General features: G+C 41.4%; 16 protein-coding genes and 1 tRNA gene. 7 read left to right on the forward strand and 10 right to left on the reverse strand.

Features of this window, described 5'->3' with window-relative positions; all coding sequences use genetic code 11:
• Positions 1–109 precede the first annotated feature (109 nt).
• The 3 genes from PY092_RS06320 to PY092_RS06330 form a co-directional block, all read right to left on the reverse strand.
• Positions 110–331: a nucleotidyltransferase substrate binding protein gene (locus PY092_RS06320; RefSeq protein WP_275615007.1), complete on the reverse strand. Its 222-nt coding sequence runs from the start codon at positions 329–331 to the stop codon at positions 110–112.
• On the reverse strand, positions 321–635 hold the full coding sequence (locus PY092_RS06325; RefSeq protein ID WP_275615008.1) for a nucleotidyltransferase domain-containing protein: 315 nt from the start codon (positions 633–635) through the stop codon (positions 321–323). The genes PY092_RS06320 and PY092_RS06325 overlap by 11 nt, the downstream gene beginning before the upstream one ends.
• Before the next feature lie 137 nt (positions 636–772).
• Complete coding sequence (locus tag PY092_RS06330) at positions 773–1,840, reverse strand: DUF3800 domain-containing protein (protein WP_275615009.1); 1,068 nt, start codon at positions 1,838–1,840, stop codon at positions 773–775.
• Positions 1,841–2,319: 479 nt separating this feature from the next.
• Here PY092_RS06330 and PY092_RS06335 point away from each other — a divergent pair, with 479 nt between their 5' ends.
• A complete protein-coding gene (locus PY092_RS06335) occupies positions 2,320–3,258 on the forward strand; it encodes a hypothetical protein (protein ID WP_275615010.1) in 939 nt (312 codons plus the stop codon).
• A 241-nt stretch (positions 3,259–3,499) separates the two neighbouring features.
• Here PY092_RS06335 and PY092_RS06340 read toward each other — a convergent pair whose 3' ends face one another.
• Complete coding sequence (locus PY092_RS06340; protein ID WP_275615011.1) at positions 3,500–4,744, reverse strand: site-specific integrase; 1,245 nt, start codon at positions 4,742–4,744, stop codon at positions 3,500–3,502.
• Between the two features lie 217 nt (positions 4,745–4,961).
• Positions 4,962–5,035 (reverse strand) — tRNA-Pro (locus tag PY092_RS06345).
• A gap of 423 nt (positions 5,036–5,458) precedes the next feature.
• Between PY092_RS06345 and PY092_RS06350 the strand changes: the two genes are divergently transcribed.
• Together PY092_RS06350 and PY092_RS06355 are read left to right on the forward strand one after the other, a co-directional pair.
• Positions 5,459–5,944 carry a dienelactone hydrolase family protein gene (locus tag PY092_RS06350; protein WP_275615012.1) on the forward strand — a complete coding sequence of 162 codons (486 nt, stop codon included), beginning with the start codon at positions 5,459–5,461 and terminating at the stop codon, positions 5,942–5,944.
• Positions 5,937–6,572 (forward strand): phosphoribosyltransferase, encoded by a 636-nt coding sequence (locus tag PY092_RS06355; RefSeq protein WP_275615013.1) that lies wholly within the window; start codon positions 5,937–5,939, stop codon positions 6,570–6,572. Before PY092_RS06350 ends, PY092_RS06355 begins: the two co-directional genes overlap by 8 nt.
• A 95-nt stretch (positions 6,573–6,667) precedes the next feature.
• Here the strand turns inward: PY092_RS06355 and PY092_RS06360 are convergent, their stop codons facing one another.
• The 3 genes from PY092_RS06360 to PY092_RS06370 all read right to left on the reverse strand — a co-directional run bounded on the left by PY092_RS06360 (position 6,668) and on the right by PY092_RS06370 (position 15,935).
• Entirely contained in the window at positions 6,668–6,874 is a 207-nt protein-coding gene (locus PY092_RS06360; RefSeq protein WP_275615014.1) for a dodecin family protein, read from the reverse strand.
• A 47-nt stretch (positions 6,875–6,921) separates the two neighbouring features.
• Positions 6,922–7,431 carry a nicotinate-nucleotide adenylyltransferase gene (locus PY092_RS06365; RefSeq protein ID WP_275615015.1) on the reverse strand — a complete coding sequence of 170 codons (510 nt, stop codon included), beginning with the start codon at positions 7,429–7,431 and terminating at the stop codon, positions 6,922–6,924.
• 200 nt (positions 7,432–7,631) lie between these two features.
• A complete protein-coding gene (locus PY092_RS06370) occupies positions 7,632–15,935 on the reverse strand; it encodes a T9SS type B sorting domain-containing protein (protein ID WP_275615016.1) in 8,304 nt (2,767 codons plus the stop codon).
• 158 nt (positions 15,936–16,093) lie between these two features.
• Between PY092_RS06370 and PY092_RS06375 the strand changes: the two genes are divergently transcribed.
• Positions 16,094–17,212, forward strand: coding sequence for a PQQ-dependent sugar dehydrogenase (locus PY092_RS06375; protein ID WP_275615017.1), 1,119 nt, complete (start codon positions 16,094–16,096; stop codon positions 17,210–17,212).
• Positions 17,213–17,217: 5 nt separating this feature from the next.
• Here the strand turns inward: PY092_RS06375 and murQ are convergent, their stop codons facing one another.
• Entirely contained in the window at positions 17,218–18,036 is an 819-nt protein-coding gene (murQ, locus tag PY092_RS06380) for an N-acetylmuramic acid 6-phosphate etherase (protein ID WP_275615018.1), read from the reverse strand.
• A 10-nt stretch (positions 18,037–18,046) separates the two neighbouring features.
• Positions 18,047–18,796: a DeoR/GlpR family DNA-binding transcription regulator gene (locus tag PY092_RS06385; protein ID WP_275615019.1), complete on the reverse strand. Its 750-nt coding sequence runs from the start codon at positions 18,794–18,796 to the stop codon at positions 18,047–18,049.
• A 179-nt stretch (positions 18,797–18,975) separates the two neighbouring features.
• Here PY092_RS06385 and nagB point away from each other — a divergent pair, with 179 nt between their 5' ends.
• The 3 genes from nagB to PY092_RS06400 all read left to right on the forward strand — a co-directional run bounded on the left by nagB (position 18,976) and on the right by PY092_RS06400 (position 25,529).
• Positions 18,976–20,883 carry a glucosamine-6-phosphate deaminase gene (gene nagB / locus PY092_RS06390; protein WP_275615020.1) on the forward strand — a complete coding sequence of 636 codons (1,908 nt, stop codon included), beginning with the start codon at positions 18,976–18,978 and terminating at the stop codon, positions 20,881–20,883.
• 62 nt (positions 20,884–20,945) lie between these two features.
• Entirely contained in the window at positions 20,946–24,029 is a 3,084-nt protein-coding gene (locus PY092_RS06395) for a SusC/RagA family TonB-linked outer membrane protein (protein ID WP_275615021.1), read from the forward strand.
• A 12-nt stretch (positions 24,030–24,041) separates the two neighbouring features.
• Positions 24,042–25,529 (forward strand): SusD/RagB family nutrient-binding outer membrane lipoprotein, encoded by a 1,488-nt coding sequence (locus tag PY092_RS06400; RefSeq protein ID WP_275615022.1) that lies wholly within the window; start codon positions 24,042–24,044, stop codon positions 25,527–25,529.
• Positions 25,530–25,651: the final 122 nt, after the last annotated feature.

Genomic DNA, 25,651 nt, shown 5'->3' on the forward strand with positions numbered 1-25,651 from the left:
GACTTTTTACAGATAGATCTAATCTAAAGGTGGGTCACTTTGGCCCGGCGGGGGTGGGTCACTTTCGTCCGGCCAGCTATGGTCACTTTAACCCGGCGAGGGTGGTATACTATGTCCGGCGTTTCCATCGTGGTGTTTTAGGATATACTCCTTCATATTGTAAGGCTCGTTGTAATGTTTTCCAAACTAATTCAACAGTTATTTCATATCTCTGTACTGTTCCTTCCATAACAAGCTCTCTGTCTACTGGGATTTTAAGAGCACGTTCGAGTTTGTCTGTAGCTTTTCTTAGGTTTTTTAAGCTATCAGTTAGTTTTCTTTTACTTGACATAAATAATTTTTCCTGTTTTTACTATATGTTCCTGTAACCTTACAGGGTTTGAGTTCCAATGAACCAATGAAAGTTGCAAAACTGTCCGTACTTCATAATATGCTATTTCCTTTAAGATAATCCATTCTTTTTTTGTTATCAGTGGTGCGTCAATAGCTAAATCCAAATCAGAATAGTTTTCGTGGTCCAAAAATGCCCGAGAGCCAAATACAATCATTCTATCAACTTGTTCAATAGACGCAGTTTTTGTTAAAAACTCAATTACACTGTTAGGTAAAGGTGATATTTCAGATAGTTTAAGCATTTTTTCTAATTAAGCACAATGTTCTCTAATATGAGCAGCTTTGTGGTTCGGAGGTTGATTTTACAAGTAAACACCTGATAAAAATCCAAGATAATTTTTAGAAGTAAGCGATAACAAGCAATTACTTTTAACCATTGTTACAAGTTGTTTTTATTTATCTGATGAGTGGCTAAAAAGTCTAGCACATTTTGCCCACTTGCATCGGTCATATCCAATTCTTCAGGCGTTAAATCAGATGATGGCCATATTGTATGGAAATTGGATAACTTTAAAAGCTTACTATTTTGGATTTCCTTGACAAATGGTTCTTGTTTTTGATTTTTATTATTATACATAAAAGCAATTGTGCTTGCAATCAAATCTGCATATTGAATAGATTTAAATTTTGAAGAATCAACAAGTTTCAGGTCTTTTATTTGGGTTGGAAAAATCATTTTCCTACTTCCATATCCGATTTCTTGTGTTCTGATTTTTAAATCTCGCATAAATTGGATATAATCATTATAGTATTCTATTTGTTTAGAATTATCAAAAAGGATATTTAGTTTTTGATTTAAGTTTTGGAACCAATAATTAGAAAGAACTAAAAAAGAAGATAATGTTACATCAAGAGTGTATTGGGTAACACCTTCGATTATTTCAGTGATATATTTTTCACTGTCAACTACTAATTGTATTAATTCAGCGCTTTTGTCATTTATTGAACCTAAAAGTTTTTTTGCGTTTTTGTAGAACTCATTAATTGTCCTTTGGTCTTTAATTCTTATCATACTTACGAATGAAACAAGCATATTCTTATACAATTGTTTATCCCAGTAAAAATTTCCAAACATATATATGCTATTGGTAAAGGCAATATTTTTACCATACTTATAAATATCTATTTGATTATTGTAGAAAAGCGTTTCAATTAATTGGTCTACTATATGTCCAACAACGGCATATTCTTTATCACATACTGAAACAATAATATTATTTTCGTTTATAAAGTCATCGTTTATAAATTTGATTATTTGTTTACGGCCTTTGTCGCTATTTTTAAGTTTTACAAAGTGTATTTCTTCATTTGAATCGAAAATTGAGTTTAATTTTTCAATTCCACCAGGCTTAACATTTAAAGATGCAAGGACAAATGCTCGCTGTTGTTCGTTAAGCATATCTTGTCCAGTATTTCCAGATTCATCAAATGATATTGTAGTGTTCATTCTAAATAATATGTTTAAACACAACTAATTGGGATTTTAGCTTTTGTTTGGTTCGGCGTCTTTAACTTTAAATCAATCATGTTTATTCAAGCTAGAAAACTCATAATTGTATTTAAATGTAGGAAATATCGGCTTAAATACAAACCAACTGTACTAATGGGCGATAAAAGATGATTTTCATTAGATAAACTAATATTTTATCAATAAAAATATGGTTTATTTGGCATTCCTTATTATTATGATGGTTCGAAATATGCCTTAAAACACCCCGCCTAAACCTAGGATTATTATTCTTGTTCATACTACATTACATTGCAAAAGAGCAATTTTATCCATCTCCCTTTTCTTATAAACCTCCAAGGCTGCACCCCTTTATATAATGCACTTTACTCCCTACCCCCCCTTATCAAACGTGATAGATTGATTTAGATTTTTGAAACCTGAGAAATTTAAATAATTTAACGGCAAACCTTTATCCTTTGATGCTTAATAAATCTTCCAAAAACAGGGTGATAAAATACCCAATAGCATTTGATTCACTAGGTGGGGAATTAGTTGATTTAAGTCTTATTACCGATTGCAATAGAGCATTTATAGTTTGCCCTGAATGTAATTCTAGATTTGTGGCAGTAATAAATCATCAAACTCCACATTTTAAACATTATGGAGACCATGAATGTTCGGGGACTTTTGAATCTTACATACATAAGGTGGTTAAAGAGCTATTTAAACAGATAACAAAAATTGAGCTTCCTGAGCTTCAAATAAAGGACTTGCCTGAAGAGCATTTAAGGAGTTTTTGGCAAATGCGAAGTAGGCTTCTTGATACAAATATCCCATTAAATCAACATAGAAAATTTATTGATGGATTAAAGGATAGCTTGACTGAAGTTAAAATAGTTACAATTGATAGAGTTGGGATTGAAAGAGTTATAAAGACGTCTTATGGGAGTATGATTGTTGATGTGGTGGCTCATTTGGGAGACAAAGTACTTTTTATTGAACCGTATTATTCTAATCCTATAGATGATGATAAAAAGGTGAAAATTAGGGCGGCAAACATTCCAACTTTGTCCATTAGCCTTATGGAGTTTTTAAACTATACTAAGTTTGAATTTAGTCTCTCTGACTTAAAAAAATGGTTGTTTATTGACAATAGCAAAAATTGGGTTTACTTAAATGATAGACTTTATCAAAAACACATAGATAGTTATAAAAAATATCTCTGGACTGAAATACGGAAATATAAACGTAGGATGATTTTAAATGAAATTTCAAATTTCAAAAATAAAAATGTTGAAAGAGAGGGCGATTTGGAAGATTTGAAAAGGAAAATCAAAGATATTAATGAGGAAATTTCAGGTGCATTAGAACAAATTAAGAGGCTGAGTAAGGATTTGGAAGATTTAAAGGAATGACTTTGGAAAATGTTCAATAATTAGGAGGTTCCATATTTAAAAACACCCTAGGTAACACCCTGTAAAACCAAGAAAACCGCAACATCTTGTATATTAGATGTGTGCGGTTTTTTCTTGTGGTACCTCCAGGAATCGAACCAGAGATTATATTATCCTTAGCCCAAGACAAAATCAAATTATTAATGGTTTTTAAAATCCATTTCTAACGACCCAGATGTTCTATTATTAAGATTTCATCCTGCTATCCTGCTATTACTTTGTTTCTCTTTACTCCTTTCATTTGATCAATAAGACTCTGCATATCCTCCCCTATCTTATTTTCCAATACCCGGGCATAAATTTGCGTAGTTGATAATTTGGTATGGCCTAGCATTTTGGAAACCGTCTCTATCGGAACACCATTGGATAAGGTCACTGTAGTAGCAAAAGTATGCCTGGCGGTATGAAAGGAAATGGACTTATGTATACCACAGGCCTTGATTATTTCCTTTAAGTAAGCATTGGTTTTTTGGTTGCTGTACACGGGCAACAAGCTAATCCCCTCTTGTGGTGCATTCTTATATTTCTCCATGATTTCAACTGCCCGTGGCAACATAGGTATCTTTAAGGGTTCATCGGTTTTTATCCTTTTGGTGTATATCCAATAATTCCCATCAATTCCCCTGCTTATATTGTCCTTGGTCAATAGCTTGATGTCCATAAATGTAAGTCCTGTATAACAACCAAAAAGAAACACATCCTTTACCCGCTCCTTTCCTAGACTTTTAAAGGTCGTATCTTCAATCAGGTCGATTTCTCTTTGGGTAAGGTACTTTCTATCGAATTTATCGAAACGTAACTTGAAGTTTCGAAACGGATCCTTGTCCAGCCACTCCAAACGGACACCTAACCTTGCAACTTTCATCAAACGTTCCAAGTGTTTCATCGTGCCATTGTTGGAACATGTCTTTCTGTTCTTTTTTGGCTTAAAAGTCCTGATGTAGTTTTCAAAGTCCAGAATGAACTTGTGCTTCAATTCTCCGAGCAATACATCATTGGTTTTAAGCCTGGTCGTTATAAAGCTCTTTAAATATTTTTCAGTGGAATAGTAATTCTTCATGGTCCCTGGTCTTAGGGCGTTGACCATGTTCCTATTGTGGTATTCAAAAAGCTCCAGAATGGTATGGTTCATTTCATCCTCCCCGACGTACCTTGCCTTGATGGACTTGGCCGTTATCAATTTCCTTTCCATGTGCAACTCCCTGTGAACATTAAGGATTTCGCCATATACGGTATCAAGGTAAGCATTGATATCCTCCATTGTCCGGTCCCTTGGGATGGCTTTTCCCCGTTTTTTGTCCCAATTGCACACCTTTATGCACCTTTTTAAACTGACCTCTGCACGCGCTTTATTTACCGTAACGCGCAGGTAGATATCATAGATGTTCGGGTCATTGCGCTTTTTCCTGACAAAAAAATTGATTCCTAAAGTGTTGTCTGTCCGCATATTGTAATCATTTTAGTTGAACAAATATTAGTGGTCGGACCGGCCTTGACCCTCAATTGTTCATACCTAAAACTACAACAATCCATGCAGGGGTGTGCACACCTTATTGCACACCGAAAATATGGTTTCAAATGATATCAGATGAATGCATAAAAAACAAAAAGCACTGATAATCATACAATTAACAGTGCTTTGTTTCTGCCTATATAGCGGTTCGTCGGGATGACTGGATTCGAACCAGCGACCACACGCACCCCATGCGTGTACGCTACCAGACTGCGCCACATCCCGAAAAGGGACTGCAAAAATATAAATTTTGACAACATTTGAACATAGAGTGCATAAAACTTTTATGGTTTTATGCTCCAGCTCCGAATCTTGCCCCGCAATAACGGCGAAATTATTTTAGGCCAGACTTATTTTTTACCTAATTATAGGCTATCAACCGATAAAGTATACCCATACAAAATGATGGCCGTCATTGTTCGGTCAAAGTGATATCGTTAGTTTCATACATTCGGAACATTTCAAAAAGAGACGAAAAGAAAGATGGCGGCTGAGGAAATAAACATCACGTTAAAAAAAACCACTTTACAGGGTAATTTGGCTATTCCCAAAAATCCGAAGGGGCTGGTCATTTTTTCGCATGGAAGTGGCAGCAGCCGTTTTAGTCCAAGAAACAACTTTGTGACAGACATTCTTCAAAGCAGGAGAATGGGCACCCTGCTTTTTGACTTATTGACCGAGCAAGAGGATAGTCTTTATCAAAACCGTTTCGATATCCATAAACTCACTGCACGGCTTATTCAAACCACCCAATGGATCCATCAGTCCGTCAGTATTTCAAAGTTGCCCTTGGGATATTTTGGGGCCAGTACAGGTGCTGCCTCTGCACTACGCGCGGCCGCCTTTTTTGGAAATTCCATAAATGCTGTGGTTTCCCGTGGAGGAAGACCCGATTTGGCACTTGATGAACTTGATCAGGTAAAAGCTCCTACCTTATTACTTGTGGGCGGTTTGGACACTGAAGTAATCTGGCTCAACCAAAAAGCGTACGATAGGCTCGACTGCCCCAAGAAAATGGAAATAGTTGCCGGAGCGAGCCATTTATTCGAAGAACCGGGAAAGCTTGAAACCGTTGCAGAATCAGCCGGCGACTGGTTTGACACATGGTTCAAAAAAGCTAAAGAGCATGTTTAAAGACAGAACAGATGCCGGAATACAATTGGCAGGTAAACTGCAAAGGTTTGCCAAAGAGAACGTTGTAGTACTTGCCATTCCAAGAGGGGGACTACCGTTGGGCGCCATTGTTGCCAAAACACTCCAAGCTCCATTGGATGTTGCCCTTTCCAAAAAAATAGGTCATCCCCATAATAAAGAATTTGCCATTGGTGCAGTAAGTTTGGACGATATTATTTTGAGTAACTTGCCCCAAATCGATGCATCCTATATCGCTAGGGAAACCGAACATATAAGACAAAAATTGAGGGAAAGGTTCGACCAATACCATAAAAATAGTTCGCCTTTAGATCTAAGGGATAAAACCGTGATCATTGTGGATGATGGTGTGGCCACTGGAAATACAATAAAAATCACGGCTCAAATGGTACACAAAAAACAACCGAAAAAAGTTGTTGTGGCCATTCCCGTGGCCCCAATCGGAGCGATTAAAAGCATGGAGGCATCAAAATATATAGATAAAGTGATCTTTTTGGAATCTCCATACAATTTTCGTGCAGTGGGACAATTTTACAATGATTTCAAAGAAATTTCGGATGAGACGGCCGTGGAGCTATTGGAAACAACACGTAGAGGTTTCAATCCATAACATCAACTTTATCGATCAAAAACCATTATTCGCTGGGCAAAAATATGGTCCGCCACAAAACTTTGTACGCAGACCATATTCATTGGAAAAATGTCCTACTCTCCATCAATGCCGAAAGTAACCTTGGCATTGACACGATATTCGGAGATTTTGCTTTCCTTAACACTAACCTGCATATCTTGTACATATACAGATTTAATGTTTCTTACAGATTTTGACGCCTCATCAATAATATTTTGAATAGCATCTTCAAAACTCACTGTGGAGTTGCCTAAAATTTCAATAACTTTCAATACTGACATTGTAATGAATTTTATGGTTCATAAATTGAACATCAACAATTCATCCCCTAAAGGAATTTGCCGTTTTCATCCACTTTCACCCTTAATACCTTGTCACCATTTTCCAACTTCAATTTGTATTTTTTTGTGACACCTTTTTTATCATAATAATATGTGATATAGGTATCCTTGGTAATGGTCCATTCAGGGAATCTGTCCAAAACAGCTGTCTTAACAGTGTTGGGAAGGTTAATGTTTTTAAATCTTTCAGCAGTACGGATTATTTTTCCTTCCTTATCATACGCAGCTAAAATCTTACCCTCAGGGATATAGAAATTAATGTTGTAAACATCGTAGTCATCTTGATAATACTCTGAATCCTTGACATTGAAAGCTGCTACTTTTCGCCTAAGCATTTCTACTGGTATGGAAGCTTCTTCCTGGGTATCAATGCTATTCAGATACTTGTAATTTGTGGCATACACAATTACCTCTGATAATTCTTCTGTCTTTATGACCTGGGATTGCATTGGCACTACGAACCCCATCACAAAAAGAACCAATAATAACTTTTTCATGATTCTAATGTTTTACGTTAATAACCTTACGAAAGGTATTCTGGAGCTCCATTATTCACAAGCAAGACAATATAGAGCATTAACAACTGATTCACAATGATTTAAATCAGTTACAACATCTTATTGAACTTAACCAAAATGGTTGGTGCAGTAAAGGGAGTGCTCCTGATATTCAACTAGCCAATCTCCCTAAATATGATTTAGCGATACAGGGTGAAGTGCCCAACAAACTGCTGTTTTTCGTTGTCATTGGCATTCACTACATACCAATAATCCCCAGTAGGCAATGGTTTGCCTTCGTAGGTTCCATCCCATTTCTTTACCTGGTCCAAACGTGCCACAACTCTTCCGTATCGGTCATAAATGATCACATCGATAAAAGGAAAATACTCGCGGTTCTCAGGATACCAGTAATCATTTAGATTGTCCCCGTCCGGGGTAAAGAAATCCGGCATTTCCGGCATTCCCTCAAAATTAAATGGCATGACCAAAGTCGCCTCGCAACCGTTTTGGTCACGGACCATGATATTGATATTGGAATCCACATTGATATTGAACGTATTTACCTCACCGTAAGAATCCCCCTGAAAGAAGTATTCATATCCGCCAAAACCACCGGTGGCTAATGCCGTTACCTCATTCGGACCAGTTTTGGTAGCCTCCAAAGTCAAGGGTTCGTATACTTCCACTTCAAACTCCGCAAAGGTCACACACCCGTTCGCGTGATAAATGTAAACGGTGTGCTCTCCTGCTGGCAAATCTCCGAAGGTCCGCTGATTCGTGGCCATCTGTATATCGTCCACATCCAGGGAGAACAATAAATCGGAAAGTTGGGAACTATCCTCAATGTTAATGGTGACCGTACTATTGGGGAATATACCTTCACAACCATATTCCACAATGGGTTCAGCAATAATATCCACCCCTATCCCGATTTCAGCAATCACATTGGTCTGACAACCATTGGCGTCGCGAACAAACACCACATAGGTTTCACCTCCTTGAAGATTATCGAAGAAGAGGCTGTCATTTTGCTCAAAATTGGCATCATCGGCTGAATTGACGCTGGTATAATATGGAGCGGTCCCTCCAGTCACTTCCAAGGTCATTGTTCCATCGCCATCGCCCATACAGGTTTCTGGAGTGGTTTCCACAACTCCTGCCAACAGTTCCATGGGCTGCGTGATTTCCACTGTTCTGGTTATGGTACAACCCAAATCATCTTGAATGATAATGTCGTAGGTTCTCGGCGCCAAGTCGTAAAACGTCTTTCTATTGGGGTTTTCAGGGTCGTCACCTTCAAAAAACTCACTCAGGGTGTCAGAAATGGAATATCTTATCTGACCTGTTCCTCCACTCGCCTCAATAATGATCTGTCCGTTCATATCCCCTGCGCACAGTACGGGTACGGCTTCCAAATAATCCAAAACCAATGGCTCTTTAGGCTCAATTTCAATAGGGTCGGACATGACCTCACACCCACCACTCTGTGCATAAACATAGTAGGTACCTGGGTTCAACTCTCTAAAAATACCAGAGTCTTGCGCCGTACGCACTATGGATGCTCCCGTTACTGGCAATGTATTGGAATTTACCAAAGTATATGTGTAATTTCCGATTCCTCCAAAAGCTTCGGAACGGATGATTCCAGTGGCTTCCCCCGCACAGTTGATAGTAGCATTGGTCAAATCAAGATTGATTACCAAAGGTGCAGCAGGATCCAAGGAAACTTGGTTGGATCTTTCATAAGGACATCCATTGGAGTTTTGTACTTCGTATTGGAACGGTCCAGCATCCACGCTAATATCCGCAGCAATTTCAACACTGGTCATTCCTGCTCCGAAAGGTATAAATGCGTCACTGGTTCCTGCTCTTCTATAAAAATAATCCACTCCTGGCTCCGGGTTCGTAACGGTAAGTTCCATTCTACCTAGATCCCCGCAACCCGGCGGTTGTAGCTCAACCAGTTCAGCTACCACAATTTCTGGGTCTGAAATGGTTATCACATCTGTTTGGGCACTACAGTTCCAGCCATCAAAGATGGTAATCCTGTAGTCTCCTGCGGATAAATTACCAAAAGTCGGGGTGGTCTGCAATCCACTATTGGTACCATCCGTGATTCTGTTCAATTGGTACAGATAGTTACCAGGTCCTTGTCCTCCCGCTTCATTATAGGCCTCTATTATGGCATCATTGTCATTGTTACAAGCCAATGGACTTACAATACGAATATCCGCTGTAATATCGATTGGTGGAAGCAAATCCACGTCCGTTGTAGATTCACAACCTCTTAAATCCTTCACATTTACGGTATAGGTATCTGTTGATAGATTTTCAAATACTGGATTGGTATTCGGGTAATCCACCAAAATAGTACCATCCGAAGCTACCAATTGATACTCATAGGTTCCCCATCCGCCATCTCCTGATGCTGTAATCTCCCCCAATCCAGGTACATTACAGGTAACAGGTGATGTTTCCATAGCATCCACGGTCAACTCCCTATCCGGTGATCGTACCGTGGTCACATTGCTTGCAGTATCGCAATAAGGCGAATCCAAAGCTTCTATACGGACCACTAAGTTACCTGCAGGAACATTTTCAATGATTTCAGGGGTATTGATAGGCGCATTGATATCAAAAGTACCTGTTACGCCAGTGGTCGTCTCTGTTCCTGTATTATCGCGAGTGAACACTTCGTAATTATATTGACCGTTGTAGTTGTTTATCTCCAAACTAATCTTACCATCGGAACCGTTAAAACAGGTAACGGGTTCCACTTCCGCTATAACTGCTTCTATATTGTTGTACTCTGGCATATTGACGGTAGTGGTCAAATATGTACAACCGCCGCTTCCCACATCGGTAACCGCAAAAATATAGTTACCTGGCGTGGCAATATCCCAAGTTACCCTATCGCTTCCACCAGAGCTACGGGCAGGTTCGGAGCCCAAAGGCAGTATCTGTACTTCATAATCCCCGGGACCCTCATTTACTATGATATCAATGGAACCTGCACTGACCCCACTTCCTGAGGCATCACAGCTAATCGGATTGACATTGTAGCTGAAAGTAATATCAGTAGGGGTGTTGATGTTAACAGTATCGGTCAGTTCGCATCCATTTTGATCCCTTGCTGTAAGAACAATGGTTTGGTTGGTTCCGTTATCAATCACCTCGAAGGTGTTGCTTGTTTGAAAGTTGGTTCCATCAAATTGTGGTGTTCCATCGTTCATACTGTAGGTAAAAGATCCTGAACCGGTAGCAGCTCCCGTTCCATCGCCATTTGTATCGGTGTATATGGTAATGGTCGCCGTACTGAATTGATTGCTCGATGGATTACAACTAAACTCGGTGTTCACTGCATTGATCTGCACTTGCGTGGGTTCATTTATAGTGATGTCCCCAGAGCGAACGGTACAACCCCTATCAGAAACTACTTCCACTTGATACGTTCCTTGGGAGAGATCATCAAAAAGGTTTGTTATTTGTGGTCCTGCAACTATGGTTGAGGTTGAGCCTTGATACAGCACATAATTTATGGGAGTATCGGTGGCACTTGCAGGGTCCAGTTCCACAGCAATGGTTCCATCATCGGCCCCGAAACAAGTAATGTCGCTTTTTGGTGTAGCAGTAATCACAGGTGTATTCACTGTGGAAACAATCACCTCGGCCTCATCGGAGCATAAGGGAGTTGTATTGGAATCCAAATCCGTTACCAAAATATTATAATCCCCAGGGTCAATACCCGTGAAAACATTATCATTGATTTGTGGAAGCCCTATATCAGTCAATGTAGTCGCATCCCTTAACTGATACCTAAAATTGCCACTACCTCCAGTAGTATTTACCGTAATCACACCATCACCAGCATTACAGGTCGGATATGAGGTGGCATCAGCAGAAATCGCAAAGAAATCAAACACCTCTGCGGTTACCGTATTTGTACACCCGTTGCCGTCTCTCACGATAATCACGTAGCTGCCCGGATTGGGCACAACAAATGACGTTCCTGATTGGAAACCACTTCCAAGATCATATTCAAAGGTATTTTCTGGCTCGGGACCAGTTGTGAGCGGAGAAACTATATTGATTTGATATCCACTGGTCGCGGTACATTGGTTCACAACGTCAATTACCGGGTCGGGAACTCCTGCTTCTTGGGTAACTGTCAATGTGGCCAAAGCGGTACAGCCATTGGCATCCTGTACATAAAAATCATAGTCATCGGGATATGGTCCCAGTATTTCAAAAGTAGTCTCTGATGTAAATGTTGATGGTGCTGGGTCACCGGCGGGCACATAAGCGTAATTGTACGGTCCTGTGCTTCCGAAACCTCTTACGGTAACCAACGCCCCAACATTACAGGTCGCTTCCACAAAATTGTCAATGGATATGGAAACCGAACTGATATCAATAAAGGCCAAAGTACTTCCACTACATCCATTAGTGTCGTCCCTAACAATGATTTGATAGTTTCCAGGTGCCAATCCGGTGATTGTTCCATTGTACGGAATGGTTTCCCCACTATATGTATTTGTTGAAACGGTTGCACCTGTATCCGTATTTTGAACTGTCACGGTAAAATCGCCAGAGGCTGAAATTCCAGAGACCTCATAGTCAATGGAACCGCTTCCTGCCACATTACACGAAGCTGCCAATGATGTTGCGGATACAGTAACTGGATTACTTGGGCCTATTGGGTCAATTTCTTCAATATAGGTACAGCCCAAAGCGTCCCGTACCTCAACAAAATAAGTAACTCCCGGCACTACCATGCCAGTTACATCAAAAACATCGTTATTAGCACCTGCTCCCAATTGAAAGGTTGGGTCACCTACGAGTCTAAACTCGTAAGGTGCGGTCCCCCCTGTTGCCTGTACTTGATAAGGAAAGGAGGTATCCGAACATGAGGCTGGATCGGCACTGGGAATTAAATCCAATTGATTTTGATCGATAACCACCTGATCCCGGTCCTCACACCCTTGTGCATCGGTCACGACCACCGTGTAGTTCCCGAGCGGCACGTCAGTAAAGTCAAAGGTTGTTGTGGCGTTTCCTGTTGATGAAGCTACTGTACCACCAAATTCATCGACCAAAACATAATCAAACGGAGCAACCCCATTGTTTATCGTAGAGGTAATTGACCCATTCACAGAACCCGCAGTACAAACGGCATCCGTTGGTGTAGCAGTGGCATCCAAAGGCACACTAGAACCTATGGTTACATCATATACTGGGCTGATACATCCTCTGCTATCTCGAATTACGAATCCGGTATGTGTTCCTGCTCCATATCCTGAGAATATATTTTGACTGCTAAAGGTTGTTCCGCCATCATTACTGAATTCATAGGGAGGTATTCCTTGCGATGTGTCCGGAATCAGTTCTACTATACCACTTGTATCGTCTCCGCATTGTGTGTCTGTGGCCACTGCACTACCTGCAATGGTCTCTGGTGGGGAAATGGTCACTGTGTTGGTTTCCGTAGTACATCCTCGTGCATCCGTAATCATGAACTGGAAGGTTGTATCCGAAATAATGGAACCATCATTCGGAACATTATATACAAAGGAGTTTCCTGTAATGTTATTGTTATCCAAAGTATACGCTGCACCATTCACACTTACTTCGTAGATATCGTAATCACCCGAAGATGTGTAGCCATTGCTAATATTCACTTGTATTTGACCGGGAGGTCCTGCACAATCCAGTTCTTGTATGGTTGTGGCATTGGCTATTACCTGTGGCTCTATGGTTGCTGTTACGGTATCCCTACAATCATTGGCATCTATTACCTCAATGGTATAGGTTCCTGGTGTCAAACCACTAAAAGTGGTACTGGCGCCCAAAGTTCCACCGTTGATTCGGTATTGATATGGGGCCACCCCCCCTGTGGCATTCACTTCAAGCGTAGCAGCGGTAAAGTTGTCGTAACAGAAATCTGATGCTGCATTATCCAAAGTCAGTGTCGGGGCATCCAAACGGGTCAAAGTAAAGCTATCTGTCACGGTACATCCGTTGGCATCGGTAACACTTACTATATACATTCCTTCTTGTGCCAAATTAGAGAACGTACTTCCATTCTTTGGCCCTCTTGTGGAACCATCGGGCTGAGTCAGAGTATATCGGTCACCACCCCATCCCCCAACGGTATTAACACGAACGGCTCCTATATTTCCATTTTGGCAACTCATGGCCGTAACATCCAAACTCGAAATATCAAATGCAGTGGATGGCTCTTCAATGACCAAGGTCGCTGTATCGACACAATTGGTTTCTTCATCGGTCACGGAAATCACATAGCTTCCAGCAGGCAATCCTGTCAATGGAATAATGCTATTATTTTGACCTGTGAAAACCGGTCCACCGTCAATACTGTAACTGTAGGTGGAATTGAATCCGTCCACCAAAAATCGTCCTTCACCATCGGAATCGCCTACGCAGGTAACCACTCGAGTCTGCTGTCCCTGTACCCCAATAGAACTAATATCGGTAATAGCGTAGTTTTCATCATAGGAACAACCTTCATCATCGGTTACCCTGAACGTATAGGTTCCCAATCCCAAACCTGTGAACGTGCTATTGTTTCCATTGTTTACCACACTTCCTGCCGGGGCTATAATTTCATAAGTGTAAGTCCCCGAACCTCCTGTTATGGATAAATCCAAAGAAGCAGTCGTGGTAATACAATCCAAGCTGGATATGCTAAAATCAATATCCGTTGGCTTGTTGAGGCCATTAAAAGGTATATCCGGCAATGTTTGCACACATCCATTGGCATCACGAACCATCGGGGTGTAGGTTCCTACTCCTAAGTTGGCAAATACATTGTTGCTTCCAAAACCCGCTCCTATACTATACTCATAGGGTGCCGTTCCCCCAGAAACCCCAGATATTGTGATTTGACCACCATTTTCATCACCACAGGTTGGCGTACTATCCGGTGTGGCCGTTGCCGTAATGGTAGAAGGTGTGCCTATGGTTGCCGCTTGTGGGGTAGTTGTACAGGTAAAGGAGTCCTGCTCGTATCGCAATACGACATCGTAGTTGCCCGGTGCCAAATTGGAGAAGGTATTACTTATCTGAAAAGTTGCTCCATTATCCACACTATACTGTATTTCATAACCATACCCATTTGTCACGTTTACTGTAATTCTACCATCATTGGCACCACCACAGTTGGCATCCTCCTCGGTAAAGTTAAAGAGCGGCGGTGGAATATTTTCCACATCCACGGCAGCGGTTCTTTGACATCCATTGGCATCTTCGACCAAAATATTGTAGGTTCCCGCTGTTGAAACCGTAAACGTGGACGTACTGGAGTAAGTTGGACCAAACGAGCCCCCATCCACGCTAAATCGGTAAGGTGCGGTACCTCCACTTGTGGCCACATTGACATCCACGGATGTAGCCCCACAACCAAAACTATCGGATGCCGTTGCCGAAACGGCCAAGGGGCTTATTCCGCCACCAATTACAATAGGATCGCCATCAATATCGGTGGTAATGGTCTCAGAACAGGCGTTTGTTTCCACACGAATACTATAGGTTCCCGGACTAACATTGGCAAAGGTGTAATTATCCGCTCCGTTGGGACCGAATGTATCCACCGTAACACCGTTCTTTACCAATCTATAGGTATAAAAACCAGGAACGCCGGACACGGCGACATCAATACTTCCCAATTCCCCACTACACAAAATATCATTTGCCGTAACATCCACATTGATATCCAAATCATCAACAGTTTCCAAGTTTGATGGGAACACACAAGCTGTTGCGGAAACATTCTTCAATCTTACATAAACACGGTAGTCACCTGAAGTGGTAATATCAAAGAAAGGATCATCTTGATAAGGTCCAGAAGCACTGTTCAAGCTATATTCGTATCCAGCAGGAACATTGGTTACCTCTACCCTGCCAGGATTGCCACAAATGATATCCTCTTTGATGAGTTGAGGGTCCAATGGGTTCAGCGTAGACTTAAAATAATAATATTGTCCTGAATTTACACGCACCCTGAATTCCCCAGCCGTTGACAAATCAAAAGTAGCGTTCGTACCAACCGTATTCCAAGTACAGGCATTGTTTATGGTGGGACAATCACCCACTACCGTTGGAGCACAACTATTGGGATCCAGCTGTTGCCACTGGTAAGAACTCCCGGATTGACTCAACGTCACTGTCCTAACGTCGCTTGTGCCGCACAAGAAAAACTTTGCAACGGTACTACCATCGTTGGGGCAAGTAACCTCATCGTCCGCTCCATTTATAATGGTAGCAAACATTGCGGTTGTTGCAAATGGTTCACTTTCTTCGTTGGATGCTTCCTTGAAGGTTGCATCTGAGATCTCTTTCTGGGTATCGGACTCTGTTCTATTGGATACAATATGGGTAAATATCCGGGCAACTTGAGTTTTTGCCAATACCGTAGAACCGAAGATTGATATGAACACCAACAACACGACATATAGCAAATGCCTTGTTTTTTGTGGGAGCATAGGGGTTAAGTCTTGTTTAGAAGAATATGTTGGATTTGGGACCTAAATATTCTTAATAGTAATTTTCTGTTCTTATAAAAATTCTCTTTATCTTAATCACACCCGACCACTAAAAAATGGTCGTTTATCCATGAAATCTGTTATTTCAACGTAAAATTATGCAAAATAGTCTCTTATTTCCCATTTTTTTCGTTGTACTGCTTAGTACATCTTGCGCAGAAACACCCGATAAGGACGTAAATACTCCCGAAACCCTTGATTTTACTACGGAACTCGTAGTTGACAACATACAGAACGCTTGGGGTATGGTTTTCTTGCCCAACAACGCAATATTGATTTCTGAAAAATCAGGAAAATTACTGCTCTACAAAGCAGGAAAGACCACTACAATAGAAAATCCACCCAAAGTTTACAACCGAGGACAGGGCGGTTTGATGGATATTGAGCTACATCCTGATTATGATAAAAATGGTTGGATTTATTTTTCTTATGCCTCTACGGAAGGAGACGGAAAAGGTGGTAACACAGCTATTATGCGTTCAAGACTTTCCAATAATCAACTTGTTGATGTGGAAAAACTATACAAAGCATCCCCCAACTCCACTCGCGGACAACATTTCGGTTCTCGGATAGAATTTGATAATGATGGATACCTGTTCTTCTCCATAGGCGAACGAGGCAATAGGGATGTGAACCCTCAAGACATTACACGGGATGGAGGCAAAATATATCGCCTACATGACGATGGCCGTATTCCCGTAGACAATCCGTTTGTCAATGGGCCGGACGCCAAAAAAGCCATTTACAGTTATGGCCACCGAAACCCGCAAGGGCTTGCCCTTCATCCAAATACCGGACAGCTATGGGAGCATGAGCATGGTCCTAGAGGTGGAGATGAAATCAACATTGTACAAAAAGGAAAAAACTACGGTTGGCCCATTATCACGTATGGCATAAATTATAGTGGCACGGAAATTACCGATGAAACCTCCAGACCCGGAATGGAACAACCACTTTACCAATGGACACCATCCATTGCACCTTCGGGCATGGCATTTGTCACTTCCGATAAATACCCCAAATGGCAAGGAAATTTATTGGTGGGGTCACTGGCATTTCAATATTTGGAACGCTTGGAACTACAGGACAATAAAGTGGTCTACCGTGAAAAATTATTGGATGGTATGGGACGCATACGCAATGTACGCCAAGCACCCGATGGTTTTATCTACATAAGTGTTGAGGGCAAAGGAATTTTCCGATTGGTTCCCAAATAAACCGACTATTTTTTAAGGGCATCAACGGCCAATTTTACCGAGCCATATTTTTTGAGGGCTTTTTCCGCATCATCATAGTTCAATCCCAATTCCTCCATGATGTAGCGCGTTCCCCTGTCCACCAACTTGGTGTTGCTCAATTGCATGTTCACCATCTTATTTCCTTTTACCCTACCTACACGTATCATCAGGGCAGTGGAAATCATGTTCAGCACCAATTTTTGACTGGTTCCGCTTTTCATTCGGGTACTACCGGTTAAAAATTCGGGCCCTACATTCACTTCTATGGGGATATCCGTTGCCCGCGCCAAAGGCGAGCCAGGATTGTTGGTGATACCCACCGTTAAAACTCCATGGGTTTTTGCGTCGGCAACCCCGCCAAGAACATAAGGAGTGGTACCTGAGGCTGCAATTCCCACCAAAACATCATTTTCATTTATATAGTACTCTTGAAGATCCCTCCACGCTTGTTCCGTGTCATCTTCAGCATTTTCAACCGCCTTGCGAATAGCTTGGTCTCCTCCAGCAATAAGTCCTATTACCCGATCATGGGGCATTCCAAAAGTAGGTGGTATTTCAGAAGCATCCAGAATTCCCAACCTTCCACTTGTTCCCGCTCCTATATAAAAAAGCCTTCCTCCTTTTTCAAAGCGCTTGGCCATTTCATCCACTACTTTGGCCACTTGGGGCAGTACCGATTCAACCGCATTTGCTACTTTTTTATCCTCTTGGTTGATATTGGCCACAATCTCCAAACTATCCATTTCCTCCAACCTATCATAGTTGGACGGTTCCTCAGTAATCTTAACGTGCTTTTCTACCACTACCTTTACTTTATAGAATTTGTATGTTCAAATTTTTAAATGCATCAAGTTTCACATCCCACGGTTCCAGTTCTGTAATCATAACATCCACTTCTTCAACGCCACATATTTTATATCGTTGCAAAGACCCTATCTTTTCGGATATACAAGGCGACACCACTTTTCTGGAACTGTGGATCATTGCCTTTTTCATTTGTACTATTTCCCAATCGAACTCGGTAAGTCCCTCCATAGGATGAATTGAATTGGTCCCTAAAAAACAAATATCAACTTTTATTTCAGAAAGCATGTTTATGGCACTCCCGCCAACGGTAATTTGAGAGTCTTTGGACAAGCGTCCCCCTATAAAAATCACCTCAATATTATTTTTGCCCAATAATTGCACGGCAATTGGCAAACTAGGGGTAAAACAGGTCAATTTAAGCTTGGGAGGCAACCTTCTGGCCAATTCCAAGTTGGTGGTTCCCCCACTCAATAAAATCACCTGTCCGTCTTTGATAAGCCCCAAGGCCTTTTCCGCGATTTGCGATTTTTTTTCAAGGGAATAGATTTTCTTTCCCGTGGGATTATAGTTGTTGAACCCCAAGGAAACTGCGCCACCATGAACTTTTTTCAACTGTTTGGCAGCATGCAACTCTTTGATATCCCGACGTATGGTATCGACCGAAACATTGAGCTGGTCAGCTATGTCCGTCAATAGAATCCTGTTGTGGATTCCTACCTCGTTAATAATGAACTGTTGCCTCTCTTCCTTTAACATAAGGTGGTTTAAAGTTAAATAAATACCGAAAACAATAGCAATAACGGCAAAATACTGCAAAATCTTGCAGCGCTTGAGATATATTAATCAAAATTAGCATTTAATTGCATCATTTGCAGTTTTTTGCATATATTTGGAATTAACTTTTCAGCATTTTGCTGGAATATTATAAATTTTTTATGTACCAGCCTTATCAGGAAGAATTAAGATTTGAAAAAATCCACACTATTATCCATGGGGATTCAGACGAAGCTTCATTGTCGGTAGCCAATGAAATCGCAAGTTTGATCAAGCAGAAACAAGAACAGGGAACCAAAGCTGTTTTAGGTTTGGCAACGGGATCCACTCCCGTAAAGGTTTATGATTACTTGGTGCAATTCCATAAAGAAGGAAGACTAAGTTTCAAAAACGTGATCACTTTCAACTTGGACGAATATTTCCCAATGGAACCCGACTCCATCCACAGTTATGTAAGGTTCATGAACGAACATTTGTTCGATCATATCGATATAGAACCGCACAACGTACATATCCCAGATGGGACTCTTTCCATGGAAGACGTAAGGAAGTATTGTGAGGATTACGAAGAAAAAATCAAAAATGTTGGTGGAATCGATATTCAGATATTGGGTATCGGTAGAACTGGGCATATTGGGTTCAACGAGCCAGGTTCCACGTTGAACAGTAAAACAAGATTGATTCGTTTGGATCGCGTTACCCGTCTTGATGCCGCAAGCGACTTCTTTGGGGAAGAAAACGTTCCCAAAAGGGCCATAACCATGGGTGTGGGTACCATCATGAATGCCAGGAAAATAATTTTGATGGCATGGGGCGAGGGAAAATCCAGTATCATCCAGCAGGCTGTCGAAGGTGAAATCAAAGAATCGGTTCCCGCGACTTTCTTACAGCACCACAATAATTGTGATTTTGTCTTGGATGAAGCTGCCGCATCATCATTGACAAGGGTAAAAACACCTTGGCTGGCAACAGAATGTGATTGGGATGAAAAACTGATCAAAACGGCTACCATTTGGTTATCGGAAAAATTGAACAAGGCCATTCTAAAGCTGACCAACGAGGATTATAACGAATATGGAATGGGCAATTTGATTGCCGAAGTGGGGTCTGCAGAACAGATCAATTTAAAGGTCTTCAATCAATTACAACACACAATCACAGGTTGGCCTGGAGGAAAGCCCAATGCAGATGACAGTCAAAGACCTGAAAGAGCGCAACCACATCCAAAAACCTCATTGATATTCAGTCCACACCCCGACGATGATGTGATCTCCATGGGAGGTACACTATTACGGTTGGTAGATCAAGGGCATGACGTTCATGTGGCATATCAAACCTCAGGTAATATAGCCGTATTCGATGATGAAGTCATCCGTTTCTTGGATTTTGCCACTGACGTACAAAAAGACAATATAGAGCTTAGAAAAAAAATCAAAGAAGTACGGGAGTTCCTGGCCAACAAAGAGCCCGGGGAACTGGACAGCCCAGAGATTCAAGAGTTCAAAGGACTCATCAGAAAAGGAGAAGCCTTGGCCGCTTGCAGATATTGTGGCGTATCCGAAGAGAATGCCCACTTTCAAAACCTACCCTTCTACGAAACAGGCGCGGTTAGAAAGAAACCCTTATCCGATGAGGATGTTCGAATAACTTACGATTTGCTCAACAAAATAAAACCGCATCAAATATTTGCCGCAGGTGACCTGTCCGACCCCCACGGAACGCACAGGGTATGTCTTCAAATTATTTTCAAGGCCCTGGAAAAATTGAAGGAAGACCGTGTGGAATGGATTAGAAACTGTTACGTATGGCTTTATCGTGGAGCTTGGCAGGAATGGGACATCGCCGATATGGAAATGGCAGTGCCTATCGGTCCAAAGGATATGGCCCGAAAAATCAATGCCATTTTCAAACACCAGTCCCAAAAGGACAGTGCCATGTTCCCTGGCAATGATGAAAGGGAGTTCTGGCAACGTGCAGAACAAAGAAACAAAGACACAGCTAACAGATATAACGCACTCGGAATGGCAGAGTACGAAGCCATGGAAGGCTTTGTGCGCTATCATTTCTAAAAATAACGCTACAATAACTACTCGTTCAAACTAAACTCAATTAAATTAAACTACTCATTTTTATGCGAAAACTTCATGATTATTCAGGATTGAGGTTCCGATTGGTGCTATTCGCGCTCATGGTGTCAACGCTTTCGGCGTTTGCCCAGAGTCGGTACACCTTTACGGGAACCGTTACAGAAACCGGTACGGGCCTTTCTTTGGCCGGTGCATCGGTATTTATTGAAAACACATCTTTCGGTACAGTAACCGATTTTGATGGGAACTACAGTTTTACAGCGAATTTGGAATCCGGAGCACACATTTTGGTATTCAGCTCAATTGGTTTCAAAACCCGAAAAGTTGCTATTGATGCTGGTGGAAACCTTACCATTTCAAGGGACATCGCCCTTGAAGAAGATCTTACAAGCCTTGATGAGGTAGTGGTAACCGCCTTGGGAATGGAAGCCAACAAAAAGTCGTTGACAAATTCCATCCAAAATGTAAAGGCAGAGCAACTATTGGAAGGAAATCAAGCTAACATGGTCAATGGACTTCAAGGAAAGGTGTCAGGGGTCAACATTGTTTCCTCTGGGGGTGCCCCGGGAACATCTTCCATTATTTTGATAAGGGGTGGTTCTTCCATAACTGGAAACAACCAGCCGTTATTTGTAGTGGATGGAATCCCAATAGACAACTCAACAAATTCTTCTTTGGATGTGGCCAGTATCAATAGGGCCTCGGATATAAATCCAGAGGATGTGGAGAGTATTTCTGTTTTAAAAGGACCTGCCGCCGCCGCACTTTATGGAATTCAAGCTGCCAGTGGTGCCGTGATCATTACCACTAAAAAAGGAAAAGCTGGAGTAAGCAAGGTAAGTTATTCAGGCTCTTTGTCCGTGGACAAAATACTTGGAACTCCTGATGTGCAAAGTATGTACGGAAAAGGAAGGGAAATTGTGGATGAAACGGGTACCGAATATGATCCGGAATCTTCTTTTTCTTGGGGTGCACCGCTAGCTGCTGGAACCCCCATCTATTACAATATGGAGGATTTTTACAAGACAGCCATTACCCAGAACCACAATGTGAGTTATTCCAGTGGTACAGAAAAAAGCAACTTGTACTTTTCAATAGGCGATATGTCACAAGATGGAATCATTCCGAGCACCAGCTATGACAAAACCTCTTTTAAGATCAATGCCAACTCCAAATTGGGCAATAATCTTACCGTAGGGGTTTCAGGAAATTACATCAACACTAAAACTTCCAGCACACGTCAGGGGAACTCTTCCGGAGGCAGCCTCAATAGCCTTTTGGCCTATCCTGTCAATGTTAATGCAAAAGATTACCTTAATGAAGACGGAGTCCAAGAGCCATTCTTCTTAGATCAACAATTCGACAACGCTTATTGGAGTATTGACAATAGTCCGAACAACAATGATATTAAAAGGTTTATCGGGGTATTGAACTTGAACTATACTTTCTTAAATGATTTTACCCTGACCTATAAGGTAGGTACCGATGACTACCACGAATTCAACAAAAGGGTAATAGGTACCGGTTCCTTGATCGAAAACAGGGAAGATGGCTATATCAGCCAATTCGAAAGAGACCATAGTCGTCTTACATCCAACTTGTTTTTAAGGTACAATAAACAAATTGCGAAAGACTTTTCTTTAGAAGCCATGGTCGGAAACTCAGTGGAAGAGTTGGATATCAGAACTACCTATACCTATGGAGATGGTTTCCAAGCTCCTGGAATATATAGCATTGCCAATGTGGATATAGAAAATCAATCTATCTCTGAAATAATCAACAGAAAAAGAATCGTTGGTGTTTTCGGTGATATTAAACTGGGATGGAAAGATGCCCTGTTCTTGACCGCTACTGGCAGAAATGACTGGACATCCACCCTGCCTAAAGACAAGAGGTCCTTTTTCTACCCCTCAGTAGGAGCATCGGCCATATTGACCGACTTATTTGATTTTTCGACTGATAACTTTAATTATTTAAAAGTTAGGGGTACATGGGCACAAGTAGGAAAAGATGCTCCTATAGGAGCCTTGGAGAGTTCATTGGGCAAAAACTTGAACGGGGCTGCCAGTTCGGGTTATGCTTGGAACGGGGTAAATGTGGGAAATCCAAATTTGGAACCAGAATTTACCAATAGTTTTGAATTTGGTGCGGATATGAGGTTTTTTGAAAACAGGCTTTCTTTGGAAGTTACCTACTACAACAGTAAATCGGACAATCAGATATTAAGGGACATCAGGGTTCCCCCGACCACAGGGACCTTTTATGCCACCCTTAACGGAGGCTCCATAGAAAACGAAGGGTTCGAAGCATTGCTTTCTGCCTATATTTTCAACAACCCAGAAGGATTTTCATGGGACGCCACCCTTAACTTCGGAACCAATAAGAGCACGGTAGCAGATCTTCCTGGATTTTTAAGTGAAGTGTACCTATCCGATTCTTGGACCTTTATGAATTCAGCGGCAGGTGCAGCCATTCTGGACGGCTCGCTTTTCGGTCTTAGAGGTAAACGCCCACAAAGAAATGAAAATGGGGAAGTACTTGTACAGTCCAATGGATTACCAGTATTGGAAGATGCGGTATACGATAACGTGAACAGGCTACCGGATTGGACATTGGGAATTACCAATAGCTTCAAGTATAAGAATTTAAGCCTTTCCTTTTTGTTTGATATAGCCCAAGGACAGGATATCTATAATGCCACATCCTCTGCCTTGGTGTATTATGGCCAAAGCCCCATTACCCTTAATAGAGGAGAAAGCATTGTAATTGAAGGAGTGGATGCTAGCGGGGTCCAGAACCAAACACCAGTGGTAATGAACCAGGATTATTACCAAAATTACTATTCCCAGAACTCTGAGAACTTTATTGAAGATGGTTCTTTTGCACGTTTAAGATATGTGACTCTTGGTTACAAGTTCCCAAAAACGCTATTGGACAAGTTATCCTTATCCTCCCTTGAGTTTTATGCCACCGGAAGGAATTTGTTGACAATCACGAATTACAGTGGAGTAGATCCAGATGTAAACACTTTTGGAGCGGGAATCTCAGGTGCTGGATCTATGTATATTGATAACTTGGGAACTTCCAATACCAGAGGATTTGATTTAGGACTAAAATTCACTTTTTAAAACAAAAAGACTATGAAAATCATAAAAAACATATATATATCACTGTTGCTCATTGGAATGGCGTCCTGCTCGGATGACTATTTCGATGTGAACAGTTCAGAGACGGCCCCCACAACCACATCCTTGGAACCTCAATACAGGATTCAAGGAGCTATAGAGAATACCACGGGTACAGCCCAATACAGGGGAATGAGAGAGGTTTTGGGAGTGGTCCAGTACGGATCCCAAAACGTTGCGGATTATTATTCAGAGACTTGGAGTTCTTATTTAACGACCGGACGCTATTTTTTGTGGCAAAATGCTTATGTATATGCTCTGCCCAACACTGCCGATCTCATTGTTCTGGGGAATCGATACAATTCTCCCAACTATGTGGCTGTCGGTAAAATATTAAGGGCATATATTTTTGGAATGACCACAGATCAATATGGCGACATCGTAACCGATGAGACCTATGATGGAGAGTCGTCCATGAACCTTACTCCAGAGTTTGTGACCCAAGAAGAAGTTTACTCCACTATATTCCAGTTCCTGGATGAAGCCATAGTGGAATTGGAACAACCTAGCGAAATAGATTTGAACCAAGAAGGAGGCGATGTACTTTATCAGGGGGATAAAGAGCAATGGATAAAATTCGCAAAGGCTCTCAAAGCCAGGTACTTGAATCACTTATCCAAAAAGAGCTCTTATGACGCCGATGAAATCATTGCCTTGTGCCAGGAAGCATTTACTTCCAATGCCGACAATGCACTAGTGAGTTTTGGTGGAGGCGAAGCGGAAAATGACAACCAGCCATTCAGTTCAACTGGATATGGATCTTCTCGCTTTGACTATTTCTCAGATTTCTTCGTAGAACTCCTTAAGAATTCTTTGGACCTAGAAACTCCCTATGAAGATCCCAGACTCAGCATCATTGTTCCCGAGGCCGTTAATGGCGGTTATCACGGTGTGGTAACAGGACGTGGTTTGGACGGATTACCTTCAGAAGATTTCTCGCTTGGCAACGGAGGTTTCTATACCAGTGCAACTTCTCCTACCTACATGATGACCTATAGTGAGGTCAAATTCATTGAAGCTGAGGCCCTACTCAGTAAGGGGGATGCTGTTGGAGCGTATACCGCATTAAAGGCGGGCATACAGGCCGACATGGAAAAATTAGGGGTGCCTTCCACAGAAATCACTTCGTACTTGAGTGAATTGGACGACCAAATAGGCAGTGACAATTTGAGCCTGTCACATATCATGGTTCAGAAATATATTGCCAATATGTTAAATCCTGAGACTTGGGTAGATATGCGCAGAATGGATTATAGCGTTGATATTTATCCTGGTCTGCAAAGACCGGAAAATGTTAACCTGGATATTTTTCCAGGAGAGGATGACTGGATACAGGCAATGATGTATGAATACAATGAGGAAGACCGAAATTATATAAATATGCCGGACAACAACCCTTATGTCAGGCTCACAACACCTGTTTGGTGGAATACAGAAGAATAAGCAATATCGCTTAAAACTCATGCCAATCCTAAGTTTTACTAAAACTTGGGATTGGTTTTTTAAAAACAGGTACAATAAAATTGGAAATCTTTGTGAACACCACTATCCAAACCTAAAAATAC

The sequence above is a fragment of the Flagellimonas yonaguniensis genome (assembly GCF_029193885.1).
Classification (GTDB): domain Bacteria; phylum Bacteroidota; class Bacteroidia; order Flavobacteriales; family Flavobacteriaceae; genus Flagellimonas; species Flagellimonas yonaguniensis.